Source organism: Streptomyces sp. S07_1.15 (genome assembly GCF_020739505.1).
Lineage (GTDB): Bacteria > Actinomycetota > Actinomycetes > Streptomycetales > Streptomycetaceae > Streptomyces > Streptomyces xinghaiensis.
Genome location: NZ_JAJBZK010000001.1, coordinates 6,411,063 through 6,431,384 on the forward strand (window position 1 = coordinate 6,411,063; position 20,322 = coordinate 6,431,384).

The 20,322-nt window shown below is 74.3% G+C and carries 22 protein-coding genes and 6 tRNA genes; 18 read left to right on the forward strand and 10 right to left on the reverse strand.

Annotated elements, in window-relative coordinates:
* The first annotated feature begins 1 nt into the window (after position 1).
* Positions 2 to 1,279, forward strand: a complete 1,278-nt coding sequence (gene cobA / locus LIX60_RS27520) for a uroporphyrinogen-III C-methyltransferase (protein WP_227961613.1) — start codon at positions 2 to 4, stop codon at positions 1,277 to 1,279.
* A 107-nt stretch (positions 1,280 to 1,386) separates the two neighbouring features.
* The gene (locus tag LIX60_RS27525) at positions 1,387 to 2,205 is read left to right on the forward strand and encodes an RNA methyltransferase (RefSeq protein ID WP_227961615.1); all 819 of its coding nucleotides are present in this window, start codon (positions 1,387 to 1,389) and stop codon (positions 2,203 to 2,205) included.
* A gap of 345 nt (positions 2,206 to 2,550) precedes the next feature.
* On the opposite strand, the gene LIX60_RS27530 is transcribed toward LIX60_RS27525, so the two are convergent.
* Positions 2,551 to 3,897, reverse strand: a complete 1,347-nt coding sequence (locus tag LIX60_RS27530) for a serine/threonine-protein kinase (RefSeq protein WP_227961618.1) — start codon at positions 3,895 to 3,897, stop codon at positions 2,551 to 2,553.
* 205 nt (positions 3,898 to 4,102) lie between these two features.
* Here LIX60_RS27530 and LIX60_RS27535 point away from each other — a divergent pair, with 205 nt between their 5' ends.
* From LIX60_RS27535 to LIX60_RS27550, 4 genes are all read left to right on the forward strand, one after another.
* Positions 4,103 to 4,342 (forward strand): hypothetical protein, encoded by a 240-nt coding sequence (locus tag LIX60_RS27535; RefSeq protein WP_030542042.1) that lies wholly within the window; start codon positions 4,103 to 4,105, stop codon positions 4,340 to 4,342.
* Between the two features lie 224 nt (positions 4,343 to 4,566).
* A complete protein-coding gene (locus LIX60_RS27540) occupies positions 4,567 to 4,800 on the forward strand; it encodes a hypothetical protein (protein ID WP_227961620.1) in 234 nt (77 codons plus the stop codon).
* A gap of 588 nt (positions 4,801 to 5,388) precedes the next feature.
* Positions 5,389 to 6,654 carry an aminoglycoside phosphotransferase family protein gene (locus LIX60_RS27545; protein ID WP_227961622.1) on the forward strand — a complete coding sequence of 422 codons (1,266 nt, stop codon included), beginning with the start codon at positions 5,389 to 5,391 and terminating at the stop codon, positions 6,652 to 6,654.
* A 63-nt stretch (positions 6,655 to 6,717) separates the two neighbouring features.
* Entirely contained in the window at positions 6,718 to 7,011 is a 294-nt protein-coding gene (locus LIX60_RS27550) for a zf-TFIIB domain-containing protein (protein WP_078649978.1), read from the forward strand.
* A 92-nt stretch (positions 7,012 to 7,103) separates the two neighbouring features.
* On the opposite strand, the gene LIX60_RS27555 is transcribed toward LIX60_RS27550, so the two are convergent.
* The 5 genes from LIX60_RS27555 to LIX60_RS27575 all read right to left on the reverse strand — a co-directional run bounded on the left by LIX60_RS27555 (position 7,104) and on the right by LIX60_RS27575 (position 7,575).
* A tRNA-Val gene (locus LIX60_RS27555) sits at positions 7,104 to 7,175 on the reverse strand.
* A gap of 12 nt (positions 7,176 to 7,187) precedes the next feature.
* Positions 7,188 to 7,259: transfer RNA gene (locus tag LIX60_RS27560), tRNA-Val, on the reverse strand.
* A 69-nt stretch (positions 7,260 to 7,328) separates the two neighbouring features.
* A tRNA-Val gene (locus LIX60_RS27565) sits at positions 7,329 to 7,400 on the reverse strand.
* Position 7,401: 1 nt separating this feature from the next.
* Positions 7,402 to 7,472, reverse strand: a tRNA-Cys gene (locus tag LIX60_RS27570).
* 30 nt (positions 7,473 to 7,502) lie between these two features.
* Positions 7,503 to 7,575: transfer RNA gene (locus LIX60_RS27575), tRNA-Gly, on the reverse strand.
* A 174-nt stretch (positions 7,576 to 7,749) separates the two neighbouring features.
* On the opposite strand from LIX60_RS27575, the gene LIX60_RS27580 reads away from it, so the two are divergent.
* The 3 genes from LIX60_RS27580 to LIX60_RS27590 all read left to right on the forward strand — a co-directional run bounded on the left by LIX60_RS27580 (position 7,750) and on the right by LIX60_RS27590 (position 10,645).
* On the forward strand, positions 7,750 to 8,859 hold the full coding sequence (locus LIX60_RS27580; protein WP_227961624.1) for a chorismate-binding protein: 1,110 nt from the start codon (positions 7,750 to 7,752) through the stop codon (positions 8,857 to 8,859).
* Positions 8,856 to 9,680, forward strand: a complete 825-nt coding sequence (locus LIX60_RS27585; protein ID WP_019708796.1) for an aminotransferase class IV — start codon at positions 8,856 to 8,858, stop codon at positions 9,678 to 9,680. Before LIX60_RS27580 ends, LIX60_RS27585 begins: the two co-directional genes overlap by 4 nt.
* A gap of 128 nt (positions 9,681 to 9,808) precedes the next feature.
* Positions 9,809 to 10,645, forward strand: a complete 837-nt coding sequence (locus LIX60_RS27590) for a GNAT family N-acetyltransferase (RefSeq protein WP_227961627.1) — start codon at positions 9,809 to 9,811, stop codon at positions 10,643 to 10,645.
* A 99-nt stretch (positions 10,646 to 10,744) separates the two neighbouring features.
* Here the strand turns inward: LIX60_RS27590 and LIX60_RS27595 are convergent, their stop codons facing one another.
* Positions 10,745 to 11,269: a DsbA family protein gene (locus tag LIX60_RS27595; protein WP_227961629.1), complete on the reverse strand. Its 525-nt coding sequence runs from the start codon at positions 11,267 to 11,269 to the stop codon at positions 10,745 to 10,747.
* A 196-nt stretch (positions 11,270 to 11,465) separates the two neighbouring features.
* Here LIX60_RS27595 and LIX60_RS27600 point away from each other — a divergent pair, with 196 nt between their 5' ends.
* Together LIX60_RS27600 and LIX60_RS27605 are read left to right on the forward strand one after the other, a co-directional pair.
* Positions 11,466 to 11,963, forward strand: a complete 498-nt coding sequence (locus LIX60_RS27600; protein WP_227961631.1) for a hypothetical protein — start codon at positions 11,466 to 11,468, stop codon at positions 11,961 to 11,963.
* A gap of 88 nt (positions 11,964 to 12,051) precedes the next feature.
* On the forward strand, positions 12,052 to 12,276 hold the full coding sequence (locus LIX60_RS27605) for a hypothetical protein (protein WP_019708792.1): 225 nt from the start codon (positions 12,052 to 12,054) through the stop codon (positions 12,274 to 12,276).
* A 47-nt stretch (positions 12,277 to 12,323) separates the two neighbouring features.
* Here LIX60_RS27605 and LIX60_RS27610 read toward each other — a convergent pair whose 3' ends face one another.
* Positions 12,324 to 12,884, reverse strand: coding sequence for a CGNR zinc finger domain-containing protein (locus tag LIX60_RS27610; protein ID WP_043468584.1), 561 nt, complete (start codon positions 12,882 to 12,884; stop codon positions 12,324 to 12,326).
* 217 nt (positions 12,885 to 13,101) lie between these two features.
* Positions 13,102 to 13,515 carry an SsgA family sporulation/cell division regulator gene (locus LIX60_RS27615; RefSeq protein ID WP_003959770.1) on the reverse strand — a complete coding sequence of 138 codons (414 nt, stop codon included), beginning with the start codon at positions 13,513 to 13,515 and terminating at the stop codon, positions 13,102 to 13,104.
* A 188-nt stretch (positions 13,516 to 13,703) separates the two neighbouring features.
* Here LIX60_RS27615 and LIX60_RS27620 point away from each other — a divergent pair, with 188 nt between their 5' ends.
* From LIX60_RS27620 to LIX60_RS27645, 6 genes are all read left to right on the forward strand, one after another.
* Entirely contained in the window at positions 13,704 to 14,252 is a 549-nt protein-coding gene (locus LIX60_RS27620; protein WP_374117930.1) for a TIGR02611 family protein, read from the forward strand.
* Positions 14,253 to 14,305: 53 nt separating this feature from the next.
* Positions 14,306 to 14,380: transfer RNA gene (locus LIX60_RS27625), tRNA-Val, on the forward strand.
* Positions 14,381 to 14,577: 197 nt separating this feature from the next.
* The gene (locus LIX60_RS27630; protein ID WP_227961635.1) at positions 14,578 to 15,840 is read left to right on the forward strand and encodes an ABC transporter substrate-binding protein; all 1,263 of its coding nucleotides are present in this window, start codon (positions 14,578 to 14,580) and stop codon (positions 15,838 to 15,840) included.
* Between the two features lie 13 nt (positions 15,841 to 15,853).
* Positions 15,854 to 16,855: a carbohydrate ABC transporter permease gene (locus LIX60_RS27635; RefSeq protein ID WP_374117931.1), complete on the forward strand. Its 1,002-nt coding sequence runs from the start codon at positions 15,854 to 15,856 to the stop codon at positions 16,853 to 16,855.
* Positions 16,852 to 17,781 (forward strand): carbohydrate ABC transporter permease, encoded by a 930-nt coding sequence (locus LIX60_RS27640; protein ID WP_265584948.1) that lies wholly within the window; start codon positions 16,852 to 16,854, stop codon positions 17,779 to 17,781. The genes LIX60_RS27635 and LIX60_RS27640 overlap by 4 nt, the downstream gene beginning before the upstream one ends.
* Positions 17,782 to 17,788: 7 nt before the next feature.
* Positions 17,789 to 18,430, forward strand: a complete 642-nt coding sequence (locus LIX60_RS27645) for a hypothetical protein (protein WP_227961639.1) — start codon at positions 17,789 to 17,791, stop codon at positions 18,428 to 18,430.
* Positions 18,431 to 18,562: 132 nt separating this feature from the next.
* On the opposite strand, the gene LIX60_RS27650 is transcribed toward LIX60_RS27645, so the two are convergent.
* Positions 18,563 to 19,270: a S1 family peptidase gene (locus LIX60_RS27650; protein WP_227961641.1), complete on the reverse strand. Its 708-nt coding sequence runs from the start codon at positions 19,268 to 19,270 to the stop codon at positions 18,563 to 18,565.
* 331 nt (positions 19,271 to 19,601) lie between these two features.
* On the opposite strand from LIX60_RS27650, the gene LIX60_RS27655 reads away from it, so the two are divergent.
* Complete coding sequence (locus tag LIX60_RS27655) at positions 19,602 to 20,147, forward strand: hypothetical protein (RefSeq protein ID WP_227961642.1); 546 nt, start codon at positions 19,602 to 19,604, stop codon at positions 20,145 to 20,147.
* Positions 20,148 to 20,322 lie beyond the last annotated feature (175 nt).

Consider the following 20,322-nt stretch of genomic DNA (forward strand, 5'->3'; position numbering starts at 1 on the left):
CATGACCCGAAACGACGACGCCCGGCCGGCGCCCGCGCACGCCCGCACGCCGGAACCCGCACCGGCCACCGCCTACCCCGTCGGCCTGCGCCTCGCCGGCCGCCGGGTGGTCGTGCTCGGCGGGGGACAGGTCGCCCAGCGCCGGCTGCCCGGACTGGTCGCCGCCGGCGCGGACGTGCTGCTGATCTCGCCGTCCGCCACCCCGTCCGTGGAGGCCATGGCCACGGCGGGCGAGGTCCGCTGGGAGCGCCGCCGCTACCGGCCGGGCGACCTCGACGGGGCCTGGTACGCGCTCATCTCCACCGACGACCCCGAGGCCAACGCCGCCGCCTCCGCCGAGGCCGAGACCGGCCGCGTCTGGTGCGTACGGAGCGACGACGCCGGGGCCGCCACCGCCTGGACCCCCGCCACCGGCCGCAGCGAGGGCGTGACCGTCGCCGTGCTCACCGGCCAGGACCCGCGCCGCTCCGCCGCCGTGCGCGACGCCATCGTCGAGGGCCTGCGGGACGGCACCCTCGCCGCGCCCCGCCACCGTGCCCGCACCCCCGGCGTCGCCCTGGTCGGCGGCGGCCCCGGCGACCCGGACCTGATCACCGTGCGCGGACGCAGACTGCTCGCCGAGGCGGACGTGGTCATCGCCGACCGGCTCGGCCCCCGCGATCTCCTGGACGAACTCCCGCCGCACGTCGAGGTGATCGACGCGGCGAAGATCCCGTACGGCCGGTTCATGGCCCAGGAGGCCATCAACAACGCGCTGATCGAGCACGCCAAGGCGGGCAAGGCGGTGGTCCGCCTCAAGGGCGGCGACCCGTACGTCTTCGGGCGGGGCATGGAGGAGGCCGAGGCGCTCGCCGAGGCGGGCATCCCCTGCACGGTCGTTCCCGGCATCTCCAGCTCCATCAGCGTGCCCGCGGCGGCCGGCATCCCCGTCACGCACCGCGGCGTGGCCCATGAGTTCACCGTGGTCAGCGGGCATGTCGCCCCCGACGACCCGCGCTCGCTGGTGGACTGGGCGGCGCTGGCACGGCTGCAGGGCACGCTGGTGCTGCTCATGGCCGTCGACAAGATCGGCCCGATCTCCGAGGCGCTGGTCGCGCACGGCCGCGCCCCGGAGACTCCGGTCGCCGTCGTCCAGGAGGGCACCACCGCCGCCCAGCGCCGGGTGGACGCGACCCTGGCCACGGTGGCGCGGCGCGTCGCCGACGAGGGCGTACGGCCGCCCGCGGTGATCGTCATCGGCGAGGTCGTGACGGTCGGGCGGCGGACCGGCGGGGGATGACAACCCCCGCACCCGCACCGCACGCGCACCCGCACCCGCACCGCACCCCCGGCCCTCCGCCCCTGGACGGCCCTCGGCGAGAACACCGGACAAGGCAGTAACACGAAGTGGCTGAACTCATCACGGTCGACGACCCCGGCGATCCCCGGCTGCGGGACTACACGGACCTCACCGACGTCGAACTGCGCCGCCGCAGGGAGCCGGCCGAGGGCCTGTTCATCGCGGAGGGCGAGAAGGTGATCCGGCGGGCGCTCTCCGCCGGCTACCCGCTGCGCTCCCTGCTCCTCTCCGCCAAGTGGGCCGAGGCGATGCGCGACCTCCTCGCCGCCCTGGACGCCCCGGTGTACGTGGTCGACCCGGGCCTCGCCGAGCGCGTCACGGGCTACCACGTGCACCGCGGCGCCCTCGCCTCCCTGCACCGCAAACCCCTCCCCGCGGCGGGGGAGCTGCTGGCGGACGCCCGCCGGGTCGCCGTCATGGAGGCCGTCAACGACCACACCAACATCGGGGCGGTGTTCCGCAGCGCGGCGGCCCTCGGCATGGACGCCGTGCTGCTCTCCCCGGACTGCGCCGATCCGCTCTACCGGCGCTCGGTGAAGGTCTCCATGGGCGCCGTCTTCTCCATCCCCTATGCCCGGCTGGACGCCTGGCCGCGCGGGCTGGACGCGGTGCGCGCCGCCGGGTTCGAGCTGCTCGCCCTGACCCCCGACGAGAAGGCCGTGACGCTCGACGAGGCGGCACCGCACCGGCTGGAGAGGGTCGCACTGATGCTCGGAGCGGAGGGCACCGGACTGTCCCGGCGGGCGCTCGCGGCCGCCGGGACCCGGGTGCGCATCCCGATGGCGCACGGGGTGGACTCGCTCAACGTGGGCGCCGCCGCAGCCGTGGCGTTCTACGCGGTGGCCTCGGGCCGGGCCTCCGGCTGACCGGGATCTCACTGGCTGGCCGGGATCTCACCGGCTGGCCGGGGCCCCGCCGGTGGACCGGGATCGCGGCCGGCGGGCGGACCGCCGCGGGTCCGTTCCCCCACCGCGGCGTGGCGGTATCCGGTGCGGCCCCCGGGGCGGCCGGAGGCGTTCGAGCCGCCCCGCCGTCGTGAGCGTCCAGCGGCCGCGAGGCGTCCCGCCGCCACGGGTGCGCCGGTCCGTGAGGTGCGGGCGTCCCGACGGGGCGGCGGACAGCGCCCGTTCAGCCGCTCGCCCCCACCTGGGCGGTCCCGGGACCCAGCGGACCCGGACCGCCCGGACGTCCGCCCGGCGGGCCGGGCCGGCTCAGCCCCTTCGGTCCGCGCCGGCCGGGGCCGGAACCGCGTCCGGGCCGTGGCCCGCACCGTCCGTGACCCGGTCCGCGCCGAACGGCTCCGACGGGCCCGTCAGCCCCCGGGCCGGCCCCTCGCAGCCCTGTGCCGCGGCGATCCCCAGCGCGACCAGCACCGTCACCGTCACGAACACCACCAGCCGCTGACGCAGCAGCCGCCGGTCCGGGCCCGGCGCGGGCCGGCGACCCGTGCCGTTCGTCCGGGACGGGGGGCGCGTGCCCGTACCGCGCCCCGCGCGGGACGAGGGGGGCCGCTCACGCGGCGCGCGTTTGCCCGCCGGACGCGCCCCCGAGCGCGTACCGCCGCGCGACGGAGCCGGGGCCGGCCCGCGAGTGCGGGAAGGGCCCGGAGCCGTGCCCGCCGGTCCGCGCTCCGCGCGCTGCTGCGCCCGGTCGGCGCCGGGGTGCTCGCCGTGCCGCCCGCCGGGGCGGTCGGCCGGGAGCCGCGAGGGCGCCAGCCGTGCGTCCGGCAACGGCCCGTGCGTCTCCCGTGCCGCGATCTCCTTCAGCCGCATGGAGAGCTGAAGGGTCGTCGGCCGCTCCTTGGGGTCCTTGGCCAGGCAGGCCCGGATCAGCGGCGCGAGCGCGTCGTGCACCCCGTGCAGCTGCGGTTCCTCGTGCACCACCCGGTAGAGCATGACCTCGGAACTGCCCTGCCCGAAGGGCGAGTCGGCGGTCGCGCAGTAGGCGAGCGTGGCACCCAGCGCGAAGACGTCGGTCGCGGGCGTGACCGCCGCGCCGCGCACCTGTTCGGGCGCCAGGAAGCCCGGGGAGCCGACCGCCGTGCCGACATGGGTCAGGGTGCTGGCGCCGGTCGCCCAGGCGATGCCGAAGTCGATGATCCGCGGGCCCTTGGGGGAGAGCAGGATGTTCGAGGGCTTGAGGTCGCGGTGCACGACGCCCGCCTCGTGGACGGCCAGCAGCCCCTCCGCGAGGGCCGCCCCGATCGCGGCGGTACGGGCCGCCGACAGCGGGCCCTCCTCGACCACCTTGTCGTGCAGCGACGGCCCCGGGACGTACTGGGTGGCGAACCACGGCCGTTCCGCCTCCAGATCGGCCGCCACCAGCCGCGCCGTGCAGCCGCCGCGGATCCGGCGGGCCGCGGACACCTCGCGCGCGAAGCGGGACCGGAACTCCTGGTCCTCCGCCAGATCCGGCCGGATCACCTTGAGCGCCACCCGCTGCCCGCGCTTGTCCGAGCCCAGGTACACCACGCCCATGCCGCCGGCGCCCAGCCGCCGGTGAAGCCTGAACGAGCCGACGACACGCGGGTCCTCGCGCCGGAGCCGCATCATCGCCATGTTCAATCCCCGCTGCCCGGTCGGTCTGACGAGGCACAGCTTACGGATCGGCGGGCCGGAGCGCTCATAGGCCGCGCATACGCCGCACCCGTGAATTGTCAGTGCCGGGTGGGATCCTGAAGGAGTGGGGGAAGCCGCGCGCACGGCGGTGACCCGGCACGGATGCGCGATCTCAACGGTCCGTCGCAGAAGGGGGTTTGATCCCGTGAAGGGTGACCGCGTGGAGATAGTCGTGGACGCGGGTGACACGACTCGGACATACGAGATGACGGCCGGCCGGGCCGGCCGCAGGGTGGAGACGGCGGTGCGCCGGGGCGTGGTGGAGGTGAGTGAAGTCACCCGCAACGGCACGCCGGTGCGCACGGCCCGCTTCATGGCCAACCGGGTTCTCGCCCTGGTGGAGCACCCGGCCCCGAGGATCGACGAGTCGGAGCGGGGGGAGTGACGGGGGGCGTCCCCTCGGGGAACACCCGCACGACCGGCGGCGGATGTCCACCCACAGGAGTAGCCGGAGGGTCCGGCCGTCATCCTGCGGGAGGCCCGGAATCGATACGAGGGGCTGACGACCGGGCACGGCCGCGCCCCTAATGTTGAAGTCAAGCGGCGGGCGGACGCACTCGTCCCCCGAGGTCACACGCCCGCCGCTCCCAACATGACAGGAGCGGGGCGATGGCGGGCACAGTCGAGCGAGCGGTCAGCCGAACGCACGGGCGCAGAGCGCTCGGCGCGGTCGGGGTCGTCCTGAGGACGCCGTCCGCGGGCACCGCCGCCTCCGGCACCCGTCATCCGCTCGTCGCCGCGGCGATGGTGCTGCCCCTGGCGGTAGTCCTCACCGTGGTCTTCGGCGGCTGGGAGGCCGTCATGACACAGGCGTCGTCCGTGGCTGGACTGCTGGGGCGCTGACAGCGCCCCGGACCCCGGGAGAGCGGCCCGGGACGGGGAAACTCCGGCCTGCATCACCCCGTGGGGACGGGGGTACGGCGGACGGCACGAACGCCCGGACAGCGGGGAGCTGTCCGGGCGTTGTGTTGCCCGGCCACGGCCCCGGCCCGCCCCGGCGCACGAGCACGGGGACCGGCCGCGGGCGCCCGGCGGCCGGGCACCGCGGCGCCGCGTGCCCGCGGGCCCGGAGGAGGGGCCGGGCGCCGGTTCTCCCGCCCGAGCCCGGACGCGCGAGGGCACACCGGCCCACGGGGTGGCCGCCCCGATCACCGTCCCCGCCCCCTCGGGTCCGCCGCCCGGCGCGGCGAGCCCGCGCGGACCGGCCCGCCCGCCTCCGCCGGGCACGGAACCGGGCCACCCCACCGGAACGCGGCTGGCCCGGGCGGAAAGAGGTTCCCGAGCCGGAGGCGGACAGCGTGGGAGCCGCCGCCCCGTCGCGCGACGCCGGCACGGCGGGGTACGTTGCGCGCGGGACGGCCCGGTGCGGAGCAGCGCGGCCGCGGCACACGCGGGCCCGCGCCGGGTCCGCGAGGGGGCAGGGGGCAGCGCATGACCGGGTCACTCGCCGGTGAACTCGCCGGCATCGCCGCACGGGCCGCGACGCGGCCTCCGGCCGGTCCGGAGCCCGGAGCGTCCGCGCCACCGGGGAGCGCGGTCCCGCGCCCGCGTGACGGCCGTGCCCACGGCGCCGGGAGCGCGGGCTTCCTCAACGGCACCGGAATCACCGTGAGCACCGACGGCCCCGGCAGCGCCAACGGCACCGGTAACCCCGGTAACCCCGGTAACCCCGGTAACCCCGGTAACCCCGGTATCCCCGGACGTACCGGGAGCGCGGGCGATACCGGCAATACCGGCAATACCGGCGACGCCGGCCGGCCCGTCGTCCTCGCCGACCGCCCCGACGGCACCGTGGTCCGGCTCGGCTCCGTCGTCGCCAAGGCCCACCCCGCCGACAGCGACCGCCAAGCCCTGGCCGTACGCCTCGGCATCGCCGCTCACCCCCTCCTCGACGGGATCCTCCTCGCCCCGCTGCCGGTCCCCGCCCGGCCCCCCGAGCCCGGCCGGACCCCGCCGCCGGTCTCCGCCCTTCTGACGGAGCTGCGCGACGGCCGCCCCGCCACCCTCTGGCCCCACGGCCTCCCGGTGTCCCCGGACGATCCGGACGCCGCGCCCTGGGAGGAGACGGCGGCCCTGCTCGCCCGGCTTCACGCCGTACCGCCGGGCCCGCTGCCCGGCCCGGTACCGCCCCTGCGCGGCCCCGCCAAGGTCGCGGCGGCGCTGCGGCGGCTGCGGGGCGTGCCGCCGTCGCCCGGGTCCGCCGCCGTCCTGCGGGCGGCGGGGCGGCTGCCGGCCTGGGCGCGCGGCGAGGAGCCGCCGCCCGCCGGCGCGGGGGGCCACACCCTCTGCCACGGCGATCTCCACCTCGGCCAGCTCGTCCGGAGCCCCGCCCCCGGCGGTCCCTGGCTGTTGATCGACGTGGACGACCTGGGCCTCGGCCCGCCGGTGTGGGACCTCGCCCGCCCCGCTTCCTGGTACGCCACGGGCCTGCTCCCCCCGGAGGACTGGACCCGCTTCCTCGGCGCCTACCGGTCCGCGGCGGGCCCCGCCGTGCCCGCCGGGGGCGATCCGTGGCCGCATCTCGACGTGCCCGCCCGCGCGTTGACCGTCCAGTCGGCGGCCCAGGCGCTGGCCAAAGCCGCGGCGGGGCGCCGGGCCCTCGACGAGCCGGAAGAGGCGCTGGTCGACGCCTGCGCGCGGATGGCCGGGCTCCCGGTGGAACCCCCGGCCGGGGCCCGGGCGTCCGTCGTAGGGTGAACCCACTCATCGACGGGGGCGGCCCCGGCGGTGCCGACGGACTCGCGAGGAGCTGAGCCGATCATGCAGTGTCCCAAGTGCCATGCGCCGATGCACACGTACAACCGCAACGGTGTGCAGATCGAGCAGTGCAGCGGTTGCCGGGGGATCTTCCTCGACTACGGGGAGCTGGAGTCGCTGACCCGGCTCGAGTCGCAGTGGTCGCAGCAGGCCCCGCCGCCCGGCCCCGCGCCGCAGGGCTACCCGGCCGGTCCCGCCCCGGCCGCGCCCGCCTGGGGCGCCCAGCACCACGGCGGCCACGGGCACTACGGACACCGCCGGCAGAAGAGCTTCGGCCGGATGCTCTTCTCCTCCTGAGCCTCCCGGTCGTCCGGGGCGGGCCCCGTCCCGGAGAACGGCCGGACGACCGAGGGCCGGAGCTGTCGGCTCCGGCCCTCGGTCCTGCGGTGTGGACGATACTGGGATTGAACCAGTGACCTCTTCCGTGTCAGGGAAGCGCTCTCCCGCTGAGCTAATCGTCCGGGTTTACGGCGTGCGCGATACTGGGATTGAACCAGTGACCTCTTCCGTGTCAGGGAAGCGCTCTCCCGCTGAGCTAATCGCGCGGGGCGGCCCGGCACCGTCCGGTGGACGGCGGCGGAGCCGCGGGTGGTACGGGGTCCCGGGGGACCCGGTGGACGATACTGGGATTGAACCAGTGACCTCTTCCGTGTCAGGGAAGCGCTCTCCCGCTGAGCTAATCGTCCGAGGTGGAGACGGGATTTGAACCCGTGTAGACGGCTTTGCAGGCCGTTGCCTCGCCTCTCGGCCACTCCACCAGGCGGGGACCAGGGACGATCCCCACTTCGAGCGGACGACGAGATTCGAACTCGCGACCCTCACCTTGGCAAGGTGATGCTCTACCAACTGAGCCACGTCCGCACGGTTTCCCCGGATCACTCCGGGAGCCACCCTGTCCCCGGCCCGCTTGCGCGTTCCGGCGACGTGTCGAACTCTAGCGGATTCCCGGGCCAGCTCAAATTCCGTTTGCCCAGCGTGCTGCGCTCATCACCGGCGGGGAGGGCCGGGCGGCCCGCCGGCCATAGAATCGCACCCGTGTCCGACCTCGTCCCTCTGGCCCGCTTCGGCGGACTCGTCGCCGCTGACCTGCGCGACGTCACCGGCGACCCCGCGGCCCTGGAGTCCGGCGGCTTCTGGGCGGTGGTGGCCGGCTTCGAGGGCGGACTGGTCTGCGCCCGCTTCGGCGACGTACGGCCCGCGCCCCCGCCGGCACCCGCCCCGGGGGCCTGGCGCGGCCCCGCGCCGGGGGAGTGGACCTCCTCCCTGGACCGGGACGGCTACCTCGCCGGTGTCCGCCGTATCCGGGAGCACATCGCCGCGGGCGAGGTCTACCAGGCCAACCTCTGCCGGGTGCTCTCCGCACCGCTCCCCGACCCCGCCACGGCCGACATCGACGCCCTCACGGCGCTGCTGGCCCGCGGCAACCCGGCCCCGTACGCGGGCACCGTGCGGCTGCCCGCGCACGGCGTGGAGGTCGCCACCGCCTCGCCCGAACTCTTCCTGCGGCGGAACGGCCGCACCGTGGAGTCGGGGCCGATCAAGGGCACCGGCCGCACCGCCGCCGATCTGCTGGAGAAGGACCACGCCGAGAACGTCATGATCGTGGACCTGGTCCGCAACGACCTCGGCCGGGTCTGCGCCACCGGCTCCGTGACCGTGCCCGAGCTGTGCGCCGTCGAGGCCCACCCGGGCCTGGTGCACCTCGTCTCCACGGTGCGCGGTGAACTGGCCGGCGGCGCGGGCTGGCCCGAACTCCTCGACGGCACCTTCCCGCCCGGCTCCGTCACCGGGGCGCCCAAGTCCAGCGCGCTGCGGATCATCGAGGAGCTGGAGACGGCACCCCGCGGCCCGTACTGCGGCGGTGTCGGCTGGGTCGACGCCGACCGCGGCACCGGCGAACTGGCCGTCGGCATCCGCACCTTCTGGATCGACCGCGAGGCCCCCGGCGGCCCGCTGCTGCGCTTCGGCACCGGCGCGGGCATCACCTGGGGCTCCGACCCCGGGCGCGAGTGGGCCGAGACCGAACTCAAGGCACGCCGGCTGCTCGCGATAGCGTCGGAGAGGCCGGGGAAACCGGAGGAAGCGGGACAACCGCAGGACGCGGAGCACACCGCGGCCCGGGGAACGCGAGGAGAGACACTGTGAAGATCTGGCTGGGCGGGAAACTGCGGGACGCGGACGACGCGCGCGTCTCCGTGCTCGACCACGGACTCACCGTCGGCGACGGCGTGTTCGAGACCCTCAAGGCCCAGAACGGCCGGGCCTTCGCCGTCAGCCGCCACCTCGACCGGCTGGCCGTCTCCGCCCGCGGCCTCGGCCTGCCGGAGCCCGACCGCGACGAGGTCCGGCATGCCTGCGAGGCCGTGCTCGCCGCCAACCCGCTGCCCTATGGCAGGCTGCGGATTACCTACACCGGCGGGCTCTCCCCGCTCGGTTCCGACCGCGGCACCGCCCGGCCGACCCTGGTCGTCGCCCTGGGCGAGGCCAAGCCCTCGCCCGACAGCACGGCCGTGATCACCGTGGACTGGGTCCGCAACGAGCGCGGCGCCCTCACCGGCCTCAAGACCACCTCGTACGCGGAGAACGTCCTGGCGCTGGCCCGCGCCCGCGAACAGGGCGCGTCCGAGGCCCTGTTCGCCAACACCGTGGGGCAGCTCTGCGAGGGCACCGGCTCCAACGTCTTCGTGGTCCTCGACGGCGTCCCGCACACTCCGCCGCTCTCCTCCGGCTGCCTCGCCGGGATCACCCGCGCCCTGACCGCCGAGTGGACCGGTGCGCGGGAGACCGAGCTGCCGATGGACGTCCTGGACCGGGCCGAGGAGATCTTCCTGACCTCCACGCTCCGTGACGTCCAGGCCGTGCACCGGGTCGGCGACCGGACGCTGCCCGGCGCCCCCGGACCGGTCACGGCCAAGGCGATGCGGGTCTTCGCGGAACGCTCGGCGGCCGACCCGGACCCGGCCTGACCCGCACCGCTCCCGCCCCGTACCCGGCCGGCACCCGGCCGGCCCCGGCCCGGCCCGCGGCCGCTCCGTGGGAACTCCGGCCCGCACGACGGGTGACGCCGGGCCTCCGCGCCCGGTACAAAATCTTGATGACGACAACTCTGCGGCCCACGGGGCCGGAACGGCGCGACCGCGACGGCTCACGCGCCCGCGGCTACGAGGTCTGCGTCAACAGCCGCCCCGTGGGCACCGTCGCCCTCACTGCGGACGCCCGGCCCGGCCCCGTGGGCCGTATCGAGGGGCTGCGGATCGCCGTGCCCGACCGGCGGCGCGGACGCGGCACCGTGGCCGTGCTGGCCGCCGAGGAGGTGCTGCGCGGCTGGGGCTGCGTGCGCACGGAGATCGCCGTGCCGGAGTCGTCCGGCGCGGCCCTGCGGATGGCGGAGGCCCTCGGCTACACCGAGTTCGCCCGGAATCTGCGCAAGCGGGTTCCCGCGGAGCCCCCGCCCCTCCCGGCGGGCAGCGAGGGCCGCCCCATGAACGCCACCGAGTTCACCGCCTGGCAGCAGCAGTCCCGGGAGAGCTACGCGCGTGTGCTGACCGGCCGCGGCGTCCCGGAGGAGCGGGCCCGCGCCGAGGCCGGGGCGGACCACGCGCGGCTGCTGCCGGACGGGGTCCGCACCCCGGGGGCCCTGCTGCGCGTCCTCTCCCACGAGGGCACGGACGCGGGCGTGCTCTGGCTCGGGCTGGGTGAGCGGGCCCCGGAGGGCCTCGACGCCTACGTCTACGAGGTCGAGGTGGTGGAGGAACTGCGCGGCCGGGGCCACGGCCGGTCGCTGATGCTCCTGGCCGAACGGGAGTGCCGGGCGGCGGGCGCGGAGACCCTCGGCCTGCGCGTCTTCACGGACAACACCCCGGCTCTCCGCCTCTACACCTCCCTCGGCTACGAGACGGCCCGCCGCCTTCTCACCAAGCCCCTGCTCTGACCCGGCCCCTCCGCCCGGCCCCTCCGCCCGGCCCACCCGATCCGGCGGGCCCGCCCGCCGGCCGCGCCGGACCGGCGGGACCCGCCCGGACCGGGCGGGTCAGGCGGCGCCCCCGCCCTCCGCGAGCAGCCGGTCCGCGATCTCCTCGACGCGCTCCCGCAGCCCCTCCTGGCTCCGGCCGCCGTCCAGCCGCTCACCGCCGATCACATACGTCGGTGTGCCGGTCACCCCGATCGCCTTGCCCTCCGCCTGGTCGGCGTCCACGATCAGCATGTGCCGGCCGTCGACCAGCGCGGTGTCCATCTCCTCGGCGTCCAGGCCGAGTTCCCGGGCGACCTCGACGAGCAGCGGCTCCCCGCGCCGCCCCAGCTCCTCGGCGCGCTCCAGGACGGCCTCGGCGTAGCGCCGGCCCTGCCCCTGGGCGGCCGCCTCCTCGGCGGCCTGGGCCGCGGCGTGGGAGTGCCGGTGCTTGTCCAGCGGGAAGTGGCGCAGCCGGGTCACGAGCGTGTCGCCGTAGCGGGCGCGCAGGGCGCGGAGGTCCGCCAGGGCGGTGCGGCAGTCGGGGCACTGCAGTTCGCACCAGACGTCGAGGACGACGGTGCGGCCGGTGGTGGTGTCCATCATGGGGCCAGTCTCCCAGCCCGCCCGGAGGGCCGGGACCGGCACCTGAGGATGAGGGGCGACCCCGGAAAGTCCCTGACCCCTCCCCGCCGGCATGGCCCCGGCACCGCCACCGGGTGCAGGATGGAAGAGGAACCACGGGGACGAACGTACGGGGGATGGGAGTGGCAATGTCCGCGATCGCCGCTGAGGGGCCGCCATGCTGACCACGACCGTCTGTGTCGCGCTGTCCGCGGCCGGCCTGGCCCTCGCCCTGCTCACCGCCTACCGGAAGCGTTTTCTGGCCGCGACCCGGATCGCCGCCCTGGCGCTGATCCCGGTCGGCCTGGCGATGGCCGGGCTGGCGGATCTGGCCGGTGACATCGCGGCCGCCACGGCCGACTGGGCCGCCGGTCTGGTGCTGAAGCCGTCCGTCTGGGCCGGGTTCGCCGTCCTGGCGGTGTCCGTGGTGCTGCTCGTCGTCACCCGGGTCGTCGGCAGGCGCCGCGGCCCGTCCCGTACGGAACGCCGCGCGGCCTCCGCCGGGGAGCGGCGGGGCGCGGTGGCGCCGGGGGCGTCGGCGCCGTCCCTGGGCCCCGGACGGGCGCAGGGGCGCGACGCGGAGCCGGACCGCAAGGGCGGCAAGCGGGGCGGGCAGGACACCGGTCTGGAGGACTTCGAGGACATCGAGGCGATCCTCAAGAAGCACGGAATCTAGAAAGTAAACCCGAGAACATTTGAACTCCGGGTGAATTCCGGCGTCTTGGCGGTGTGCGCGGCCGCGGGTGCGTCATCATCTGCCCGAGATGAACGATGACCTTGCCCTTCGGGCCACCGAACCACCCCTGACCTGCGCAGAGCCGAGCACCCGGAGTTCCGTTCCGGTCACCGCCGAGCCCGCCGCTCCCCCCGAGAGCCGGGGCTGTCTCTACGCGCTCTCCCAGCCGCCGCTGATGCTCTTCCTGACCGTCATCGGCTCCCTGCTGCTCTTCGGCGCCGTCTACGACCTCCTCGGCCTCCACCGGTGGTGAGGCCCCGGCGGCCGCCCGTCCCGCGCCCCCCCGGGAGGGTGCGGGCCTCACTGCTCCCCGGCCTCCCGGCGCCGGGCCCGGTAGGCGGCCACATGCAGCCGGTTGCCGCAGGTGCGGCTGTCGCAGTAGCGGCGCGAACGGTTGCGGGAGAGGTCGACGAAGGCCCGGCGGCAGTCCGGGGCCTCGCAGCGCCGCAGCCGCTCGCGTTCGCCGGCGACGACGAGGAAGGCGAGGGCCATGCCCCCGTCGGCGGCGAGGTGGTCCGCTATCGAGGAGCCCGGTGCGAAGTAGTGGATGTGCCAGTCGTAGCCGTCGTGGTCGGTCAGCCGGGGTGTGGTGCCGGCGGCCGCCACCATGGCGTTGAGCAGTCGTGCGGCCTCCGTGGTGCCGTCGGCGGCGAAGACCTCGGCGAAGCGGGCGCGGACGTCCCGCACGGCGGCGAGGTCGTCCTCGCCGAGGGTGCCGATGTCGCTGATGCTGTGGCGGTGGACGAAGCGGTGGAGGTCCGCGAGGTTCTGGAGAGCGTCGGGCTCACCGCCCTCCCCCGAGGTGTTCACGAGATCGATGACGCTGTCGAGCGCGCACCGGGTGTCGTGGTTGATCAGCACGGATCGCTCCCTGGCCGGTGGTCGGCGGCTTCCTCTTCGGATGCCGGCCGACTCTAGCGGCTCACCGGGCGCGACGGCGCCCTCACCGCGGAGCCACCGCGGTGAGGGCGCCGCCCCCTTCGGTTGTGTGCCGGCCCGAGCCGTCGCCCCGAGTCGGACGGCTGCGAGCGGTGAGCGGTTGCGTTGCTGCGGGTGGCTGACCCGCGTTCCTGCCTCCTCAGCTCTCCGCGAGGATGTGGGAGAGTTCGGTGTCGAGGTCGAAGTGCCGGTGTTCGGTGCCGGGCGGCACCGCGGCGTCCGTCCGCTTGAGGAACGATTCCAGCGCCCGCGCCGGGGCTTCGAGCAGTGCTTCGCCCTCCGGTGAGCTGAGGGCGATGCAGACGACCCCCTGCCCGTGGCTGCGGGACGGCCACACCCGGACGTCGCCGGTGCCGGTGGGCCGGTGCAGCCCCTCGGCGAGGAGGTCGCGGGCGAACACCCACTCGACGGTTTCCTCGGCTCCGGTGTGGAAGGTGGCGTGCACGGCGTAGGGGTCGGCCGTGTCATACCGCAGGCCCGCCGGAACGGGCAGGGAGGATTCGCTCGACACAACGAGGCGCAGGTGCAGCTCGCAGCTGACCGTGGTGTTCATAAGCGCCATGGCCTTTCGCTCAGTGTGCGCTCGGGGATTCGCACGTCGGCGAAATCGACATGCCACCTAGAGTCCGGTTGTAAACCCCTCTGACCCTTTTACGGGCCTTTGCGTAACCCGTATGGAGGAGTCTTCGGTCATACTCCCGACCGTTCCGGCCGCGCCGGGGTGTCCGGTAGGTTTGATCCATGGATGCGGAGAGTGACGGTCGCCCGGGGTGCACCGGCCCGGTGCCGGCCGGCGGGCCGGCGGGTGCCGCGACCGCCGAGGTGCGGAGCGTTGGCCGGAGTGCGACGGTGGTCGGCGTGAGGACGGAGTCCGGGCCGGAGGCGGAAGTGGAGTCTGAGCCGGAGGACGGTGACGAGCCGCGCCTCGGCTCGCGGGCCCCCCGCTTCATCCGGGCCTCCCGGCCGCTCCATCTGAGCTGGCAGGTCGGGGTGTTCCTGGTCGGCCTCGCGGTCGTGGCCGCGGGGGCCGCCATGCTCGTCCTGCCCGGACCCGGCTGGGTCGTGATATTCGCCGGCATGGCGATCTGGGCGACCGAGTTCGTCTGGGCGCAGCTGGTGCTGCGGTGGACGAAGCGCAAGGTCAAGGAGGCCGCCAAGAAGGCGCTCGACCCCAGGGTGCGGCGGCGGAACATCATCCTGACGGCCGTCGGCGGCGTGATCGCGGCGATCGGCTGCGGCTACTACGTCTGGGCCTTCGGCTTCCAGCTGCCGTGGAACGTGGCCTGGTAGCGGACAGCGGTCCTGAGCAGGCGCCGGCGTGCGGTAATGTGGGGCCCGCGCCCGGGCGATTAGCTCAGTGGGAGAGCGCTTCGTTCACACCGAAGAGGTCACTGGTTCGAACCCAGTATCGCCCACCACCGGCCGCGGGCCGGGAGACGGACAGTCTCCCGGCCCGCGGCCTTTTCCGTGCGTTGAGGCGCCGGCCGGGTCCGGCCCGATCCTTGTCCGAACCGTTGACGGGTTCCGAAGCGGTCTCTACGTTGTCCTGGCAAGCGCTTGCCTAAAACGTTTCAATCGGGTGGGCGGCCCCCGGGCCGTCCGGGAGGGGCGCGCCATGAGAGCAGGTCGGAACGGACGCCGGCTGAGGACGGCCGCGGCCGTGCTGGCGCTGGGGCTGCTCGCCGCCGGCTGCGGCGGCAGCGGCGGCGGGGACGGCACCGTCACCCTTCGCTACTCCTGGTGGGGGGACGCGAGCCGGGCGAAGCTGATCAACAAGACGGTGGCGCTCTTCGAGAAGAAACACCCCGGCATCACGGTGAAGACCGACTTCCTGGAGTACGAGGACTACTGGAAGAAGTTCGCCACGCAGTCGGCGGGCGGCGGCGCCCCCGACGTCTTCCAGAACTCCGCCGCCTTCCTGCGCGAGTACGGCGCCAAGAACGTCCTTCTCGACCTCACACCGCAGGTGAGGGCCGGGCACCTCCGCACGGACGGCTTCCGGGCCGGACTGGAGAAGGCCGGCGAGGTCGACGGCAAGCTGCTGGCCGTCCCCGTCGGCGGCAACACCTTCGCGCTGATCTACGACGTGGCGGAGTTCGAGAAGGCCGGTGTCTCACCGGAGAAGGGCTGGACCTGGGACCAGTACCACGCGGCCGTCGAGAAGATCAGCGAGTCGGGCGGCATCAAGGGAGCCGCGGCCAACGCCGGGGTGATGTACCTCTACGACCTCGTCCTCCGCCAGCAGGACAAGGCCTTCTACACCGCGGACGGCGAACTCGGCTTCACCAAGGACGACCTGCGGACGTGGTGGAACGACAACTACGCCGACGTCGAGGACGGGACCCTGGTGCCGCAGAAGAAGGCGGACCAGGTGGCGCCCAAGTCCGTCCTGGCCGCGGGCCTCGCCGCCTCCGAGTTCTCCTGGGACAACTTCATCGTCCGCTGGTCGGCCGAGACCGACGCCGAACTCGCCCTCGCGCCGCTGCCCACCACCGACGGCGAGCGGACGGGCCAGTACATCTCCTCCCTCATGCTCAGCGGCTACGCCCGCACCCAGCACCCGGAGGAGGTCGCGCGGTTCATCGACTTCATGGTCCACGACCCCGGGGTCGGGAAGATCATGGGCTACAACCGCGGGGTGCTGGCGACGGAGCGGCAGGCCGCTGCCTATGAACCCGAGGGGCCCGACGAACGCGTCGCCGAGTACGAGCAGCAGATCGCCGGTCTCGTCGAGCCCATGACACCGCAGCCGGCCGGGACCTCCGTCACCGAGGCGGCCTTCCTGCGGATCTGGGGCGACGTGGCCCACGGCACGACGTCCGTGGCCGAGGGCGTGGACCAGTTCTTCTCGGAGGCCGAGCAGGCGCTCCGGTCCTGAGGCGGAGGCCGCCGTGACGCATACGAAGACGAGTCCGTTGCCCTCGGGCTCCGCCGCCCGCCGGTTCCGCGGCACCGGAACCGGGCCGCCGCCCGTGGCCCCCGCCGGGGACGCCCGCCGGCGGGGGCGGCGGGAGACCCTGGCCGGCTACCTCTTCCTGTCGCCGTGGATCCTCGGCATGCTGCTGCTGACCCTCGGCCCCATGCTCGCCTCGCTCTACCTCTCCTTCACGGAGTACGACCTCTTCAACGCGCCCCGCTGGACCGGGTTCGGCAACTACCGCGCCATGTTCGAGGACCCCCGCTGGGCCACCTCGGTGGGCGTCACCCTGCAGTACGTCCTGATCGCCACGCCCCTCAAACTCGCCGCCGCGCTCGGCGTCGCCCTCCTGCTCGCCCGCCCGCGCCGCGGCCTGGGCTTCTACCGCTCGGCCTTCTACGCGCCCTCGCTGATCGGCGCCAGCGTCAGCATCGGCATCGTCTGGCGCGCGATCTTCCAGGACGAGGCGGTGGTCGACCGGTCGCTGCGGCTCTTCGGGGCGGACATCGGCGGCTGGGTCGGCGACCCCGACTGGGCGATCCACACACTGGTGGCGCTGGCCGTCTGGCAGTTCGGCGCCCCGATGGTGATCTTCCTGGCCGGGCTCAAGCAGGTGCCGCGCGAGCTGTACGAGGCGGCGGAGGTGGACGGGGCGGGGGCCTGGCGGCGGTTCCGCTCGGTGACCCTGCCGCTGATCTCCCCGGTCCTCTTCTTCAACCTGCTGCTGGAGACCATCCACTCCTTCCAGGTCTTCACCTCGGCGTATGTCGTCAGCAACGGCCGGGGCGGGCCGGCGGACTCCACGCTCTTCTACACCCTCTATCTCTACGAGAAGGGCTTCCGGGAGTTCCGGATGGGATACGCCTCCGCGATGGCCTGGATGCTGATGCTCGGCGTCGGGCTGGTGACCTTCGTCCTGTTCCGCACTCAGCGCGGCTGGGTGCACTACGAGGGAGAGGGGGCGGGGGGCCGATGAGCCGGACGGAACCGGGGGAGCCGGCGGGCCCGCCGCGGCCGTGTGTGTCGCGTGTGCCGCGCGCGTCGCGTGCGCCGGTGAGCGCCCGCCGCCGGCGCACCGCGCGCTCGCTGCTGCCGCATCTGCTGTCGGTGGCGCTGCTCGTCGTGGTGCTCTACCCGGTGGTGTGGGTGATCGGGGCCGCGTTCAAGCCGGGGCAGGACATCGTCGGCAGTCTGGAGCTGTTCCCCACCGAGCCGATCACCGGCAACTTCCGGCGGCTCACCGAGGGCATCGCCGACATCCCGCTGGGCACCTTCTTCGTCAACTCGCTGATCCTGGCGCTCGGTTCGGTCGGCGGCGTGCTCTTCTCCTGCTCGCTCGCCGCCTACGCCTTCGCCCGCATCCGCTTCGCCGGGCGTGCCGTGATGTTCGGGCTGATGATCTCGACGCTGCTGCTGCCGGTGCACGTCCTGCTGATCCCGCAGTACATCGTCTTCCAGAAGCTCGGACTGGTGGACAGCTATGTGCCGCTGCTGCTCGGCAAGTACCTCGCCGTGGACGCCTTCTTCGTCTTCCTGATGGTGCAGTTCATGCGCGGGCTGCCGCGCGAACTGGACGAGGCCGCGCGGCTCGACGGCTGCGGCCATCCGAGGATCTTCTGGAGCGTCGTGCTGCCGCTCTGCCGCCCGGCCCTGATCACCAGCACCATCTTCACCTTCATCTGGACCTGGAACGACTTCATGGGCCCGCTGATCTACCTCAACGACCCGCAGAAGTACCCGGTCGCGCTGGGCATGAAGCTCTTCATCGACCAGGACACGCTCGCCGACTACGGCGGGATGATGGCCATGTCGCTGCTCGCGCTGCTGCCCGTGCTGCTCTTCTTCCTCGCCTTCCAGCGCTTCCTGGTCGAGGGCGCCACCACCTCCGGACTGAAGGGCTGAGGCCGCCATGGGCGGGGACGCACGGCGGGGCGCGGGTGTCCGCGCGGCCGTCCGCGAGGGGGAAACACCGGGCGGGGCCCGCTTCGCGCTCTTCGCCGAATGCCTGCTGACGGGCGTGTGGGTGCTGATCGCCGCGCTGCCCCTCGTCACACTGCTGCCGGCCTTCGCCGCCGGCTGCGGCCATCTGCGCCGTCATCTGGCGGGAGAGCGGTGCACCCGGCGGGAGTTCGCGGCCGGGCTGCGCGAGGCGGTGCGCACCGGGCTGGGCTGGTCCCTGCTGTGGTGGACGGGGATCGCGCTGCTCGCCGTGGACCTGTGGGTGGCCGGCTCGGGCGCGCTGCCCGGTGCCGTGCCGATGGCCGCCGCTGCCTGGGCCGGGCTGGCCGTGCTGACCGTCACCGGGCTGCGGACGGCGGCGGGGCGGGAGCCCGGCGGTTGCTGGGCCCGGGCGGCGGCCGGGGCGCTGCGCCGCACCTGCGTCACCGATCCGGGCGGTTCGGCCCTGCTGATCGGCGGGCTGGCCGTCGTCGCCGTGGCGGCCGGACAGCAACTGCCGCTGGCGGCACCGGCGCTGGGCTGTCTCGTGGCCTGCGCGGTCGCCGTGGAGCGCCGCTGCGAGGCGCGGGTGGGGCAGCCTGACGGGCCGTAGCCCTCCGCGGTGGCGCTGCAGCATGCGACGCCTGCGGAGTGGCGGGCCGGCGGAGCCGGCTCCGTCCGCCGGGAGCTTCGCCCCGCTCGGTCCGCCGTTTTCCGCCCGCCCGGTCGGCGCGGCTCGGCCGGCTCAGTAGACGCTCAGGCCGTACGCCGACAGCCACTCGGTCACCGGCTGGTAGTAGGTGACCCCTCCCGAGCTGCAGTTCCCGCTGCTGCCGACGATGACGCCGAGAGCCGTGCCGCCGGAGAAGGCGGGACCGCCGGCGTCTCCGGGCTCGGAGCAGATGGTGGACCGGAACAGTCCGTAGACGGTTCCCCCGCTGTAGTTGACGGTGACGTTCACGGCCTGGACGATTCCGCAGCGGTGTCCGGTGATCCGCCCGACGTGGCAGACCGCCTGCCCGACGACGGGATGCGCCGCGCTGGTGATGTCCCGGGTACCGGCGCCGGCGCCCAGCGAGATCTCGCCCGGGTGGGCGACCGCCGTGTTGGTGTACCGGATGCTCGCGTAGTCGTTGCCCGGGAAGCTCACTCCTGCGGTGACGCCGACATCGACGGTCCGGGCGGCGTCGGCGTACCAGGTGGTGCCGGCGGCCTGTGCGCACCGGCCCGGCACGAACGCGTACACCGTGGAGCCGGAGCGGGCGTTGAAGCCCACGGTGCAGCGGGTGCCGTTGCTGTAGAGGGTGTCGCCCCCGCGCACCGTCAAGGCCGCCTGTTGCCCCGCTCGTTCCCCGGCATGGGCGGCCGGCCCGGCGGAGGCGGACCAGCCGAGGAGCAGCGCCAGGACGACGACGGCCCGGACGGCGGTGCGAAGGGGGCTCTCGGAACGCATGCGGCTCCTCACGGCGGGCTCCTATGGCATGTTCCTGCCATTGTGCCCCTCCCGGACCCGGAGGGTCAGGCCGAAAGCCGCCAATCACAGGGCGCGTGGGCGGGGCCGCCGTTCATGCTCGTGCGCCCCGGACGAGCGCTCGGCCGCCCGGAGCCCTGACTCCCCGCGGAACCGGCTCCGTTCCCGCACGCGGGCGGGGAGCCGCGGCTCCCCGCTCCCACGGGGTACCGCTCGGGGACCGTGCCAGGTTGGCCGGTATGTCGGGCAACAATTCGAGGGCGTCGCTTGTCTCACCGGTCACAGAGGTACAGCGAACTACTGGGGGGTAGTCATGCGACGACTGAGCGGCACACTGGCCGCACTGATTCTGGCGGTCGCCGGTCTGGCGGCGGCCACGGCTCCGGCCGCGGGCGCAGCCCCGGCGGCTGCGGAGAACTGCTCCGTGACCTGGGGGAGCATGGTCAAGGCCGAGTGGGATTCGGACTACCGGCCGCTGGTGGGCATCAGGAGCGGGCGGCACGACTGCTACGACCGTCTGGTCTTCGACATCGACGGCACGGCGGCCGACCGGATCGGCTACTACGTCCACTACGTCAGCCAGGTGCACCAGGACGGCTCGGGTGACCTGATTCCGGTCAAGGGCGGCGCGATTCTGGAGGTCGTGGCCTTCGCGCCCGCCTACGACCCGGAAACCATGGAGCCGACCCTGCCGGAGACGAAGGTGAACGTCGACGGGTACCGGACCTTCCGGGACGTCGTGGTCGCCGGCAGCTTCGAGGGCCAGACCCAGGTGGGGCTGGGCGTCCGCGCCCGGCTGCCGTTCCGGGTCTTCCAGACGGGTAACCACCTCGTGGTCGACGTGGCGCACACCTGGTGAACCGGAGCCGGCCCCGCTGCCGCCAGGACACCCGGGCAGCGGGACCGGACGCGTGCGGGGGCGCGGCGTCCGTCCGGTCCCGGCGGAGCCGCTCGCCTGCCGCCGGGTCCTTCACCGACGGGCAAAATTTCGCGGGTATCCGACGTATCGCCTCTTGACTGTGTCAACAAGGCTA

Coding starts and splice junctions, on each gene's coding strand:
- cobA (WP_227961613.1), top strand. CDS start 2: ATGACCCGAAACGACGACGCCCGGCCGGCGCCCGCGCACGCCCGCACG.
- LIX60_RS27530 (WP_227961618.1), bottom strand. CDS start 3,897: ATGGCGATGATGCGGCTCCGGCGCGAGGACCCGCGTGTCGTCGGCTCG.
- LIX60_RS27540 (WP_227961620.1), top strand. CDS start 4,567: ATGGCGGGCACAGTCGAGCGAGCGGTCAGCCGAACGCACGGGCGCAGA.
- LIX60_RS27545 (WP_227961622.1), top strand. CDS start 5,389: ATGACCGGGTCACTCGCCGGTGAACTCGCCGGCATCGCCGCACGGGCC.
- LIX60_RS27550 (WP_078649978.1), top strand. CDS start 6,718: ATGCAGTGTCCCAAGTGCCATGCGCCGATGCACACGTACAACCGCAAC.
- LIX60_RS27590 (WP_227961627.1), top strand. CDS start 9,809: ATGACGACAACTCTGCGGCCCACGGGGCCGGAACGGCGCGACCGCGAC.
- LIX60_RS27595 (WP_227961629.1), bottom strand. CDS start 11,269: ATGATGGACACCACCACCGGCCGCACCGTCGTCCTCGACGTCTGGTGC.
- LIX60_RS27600 (WP_227961631.1), top strand. CDS start 11,466: ATGCTGACCACGACCGTCTGTGTCGCGCTGTCCGCGGCCGGCCTGGCC.
- LIX60_RS27605 (WP_019708792.1), top strand. CDS start 12,052: ATGAACGATGACCTTGCCCTTCGGGCCACCGAACCACCCCTGACCTGC.
- LIX60_RS27615 (WP_003959770.1), bottom strand. CDS start 13,515: ATGAACACCACGGTCAGCTGCGAGCTGCACCTGCGCCTCGTTGTGTCG.
- LIX60_RS27620 (WP_374117930.1), top strand. CDS start 13,704: ATGGATGCGGAGAGTGACGGTCGCCCGGGGTGCACCGGCCCGGTGCCG.
- LIX60_RS27630 (WP_227961635.1), top strand. CDS start 14,578: ATGAGAGCAGGTCGGAACGGACGCCGGCTGAGGACGGCCGCGGCCGTG.
- LIX60_RS27640 (WP_265584948.1), top strand. CDS start 16,852: ATGAGCCGGACGGAACCGGGGGAGCCGGCGGGCCCGCCGCGGCCGTGT.
- LIX60_RS27645 (WP_227961639.1), top strand. CDS start 17,789: ATGGGCGGGGACGCACGGCGGGGCGCGGGTGTCCGCGCGGCCGTCCGC.
- LIX60_RS27650 (WP_227961641.1), bottom strand. CDS start 19,270: ATGCGTTCCGAGAGCCCCCTTCGCACCGCCGTCCGGGCCGTCGTCGTC.
- LIX60_RS27655 (WP_227961642.1), top strand. CDS start 19,602: ATGCGACGACTGAGCGGCACACTGGCCGCACTGATTCTGGCGGTCGCC.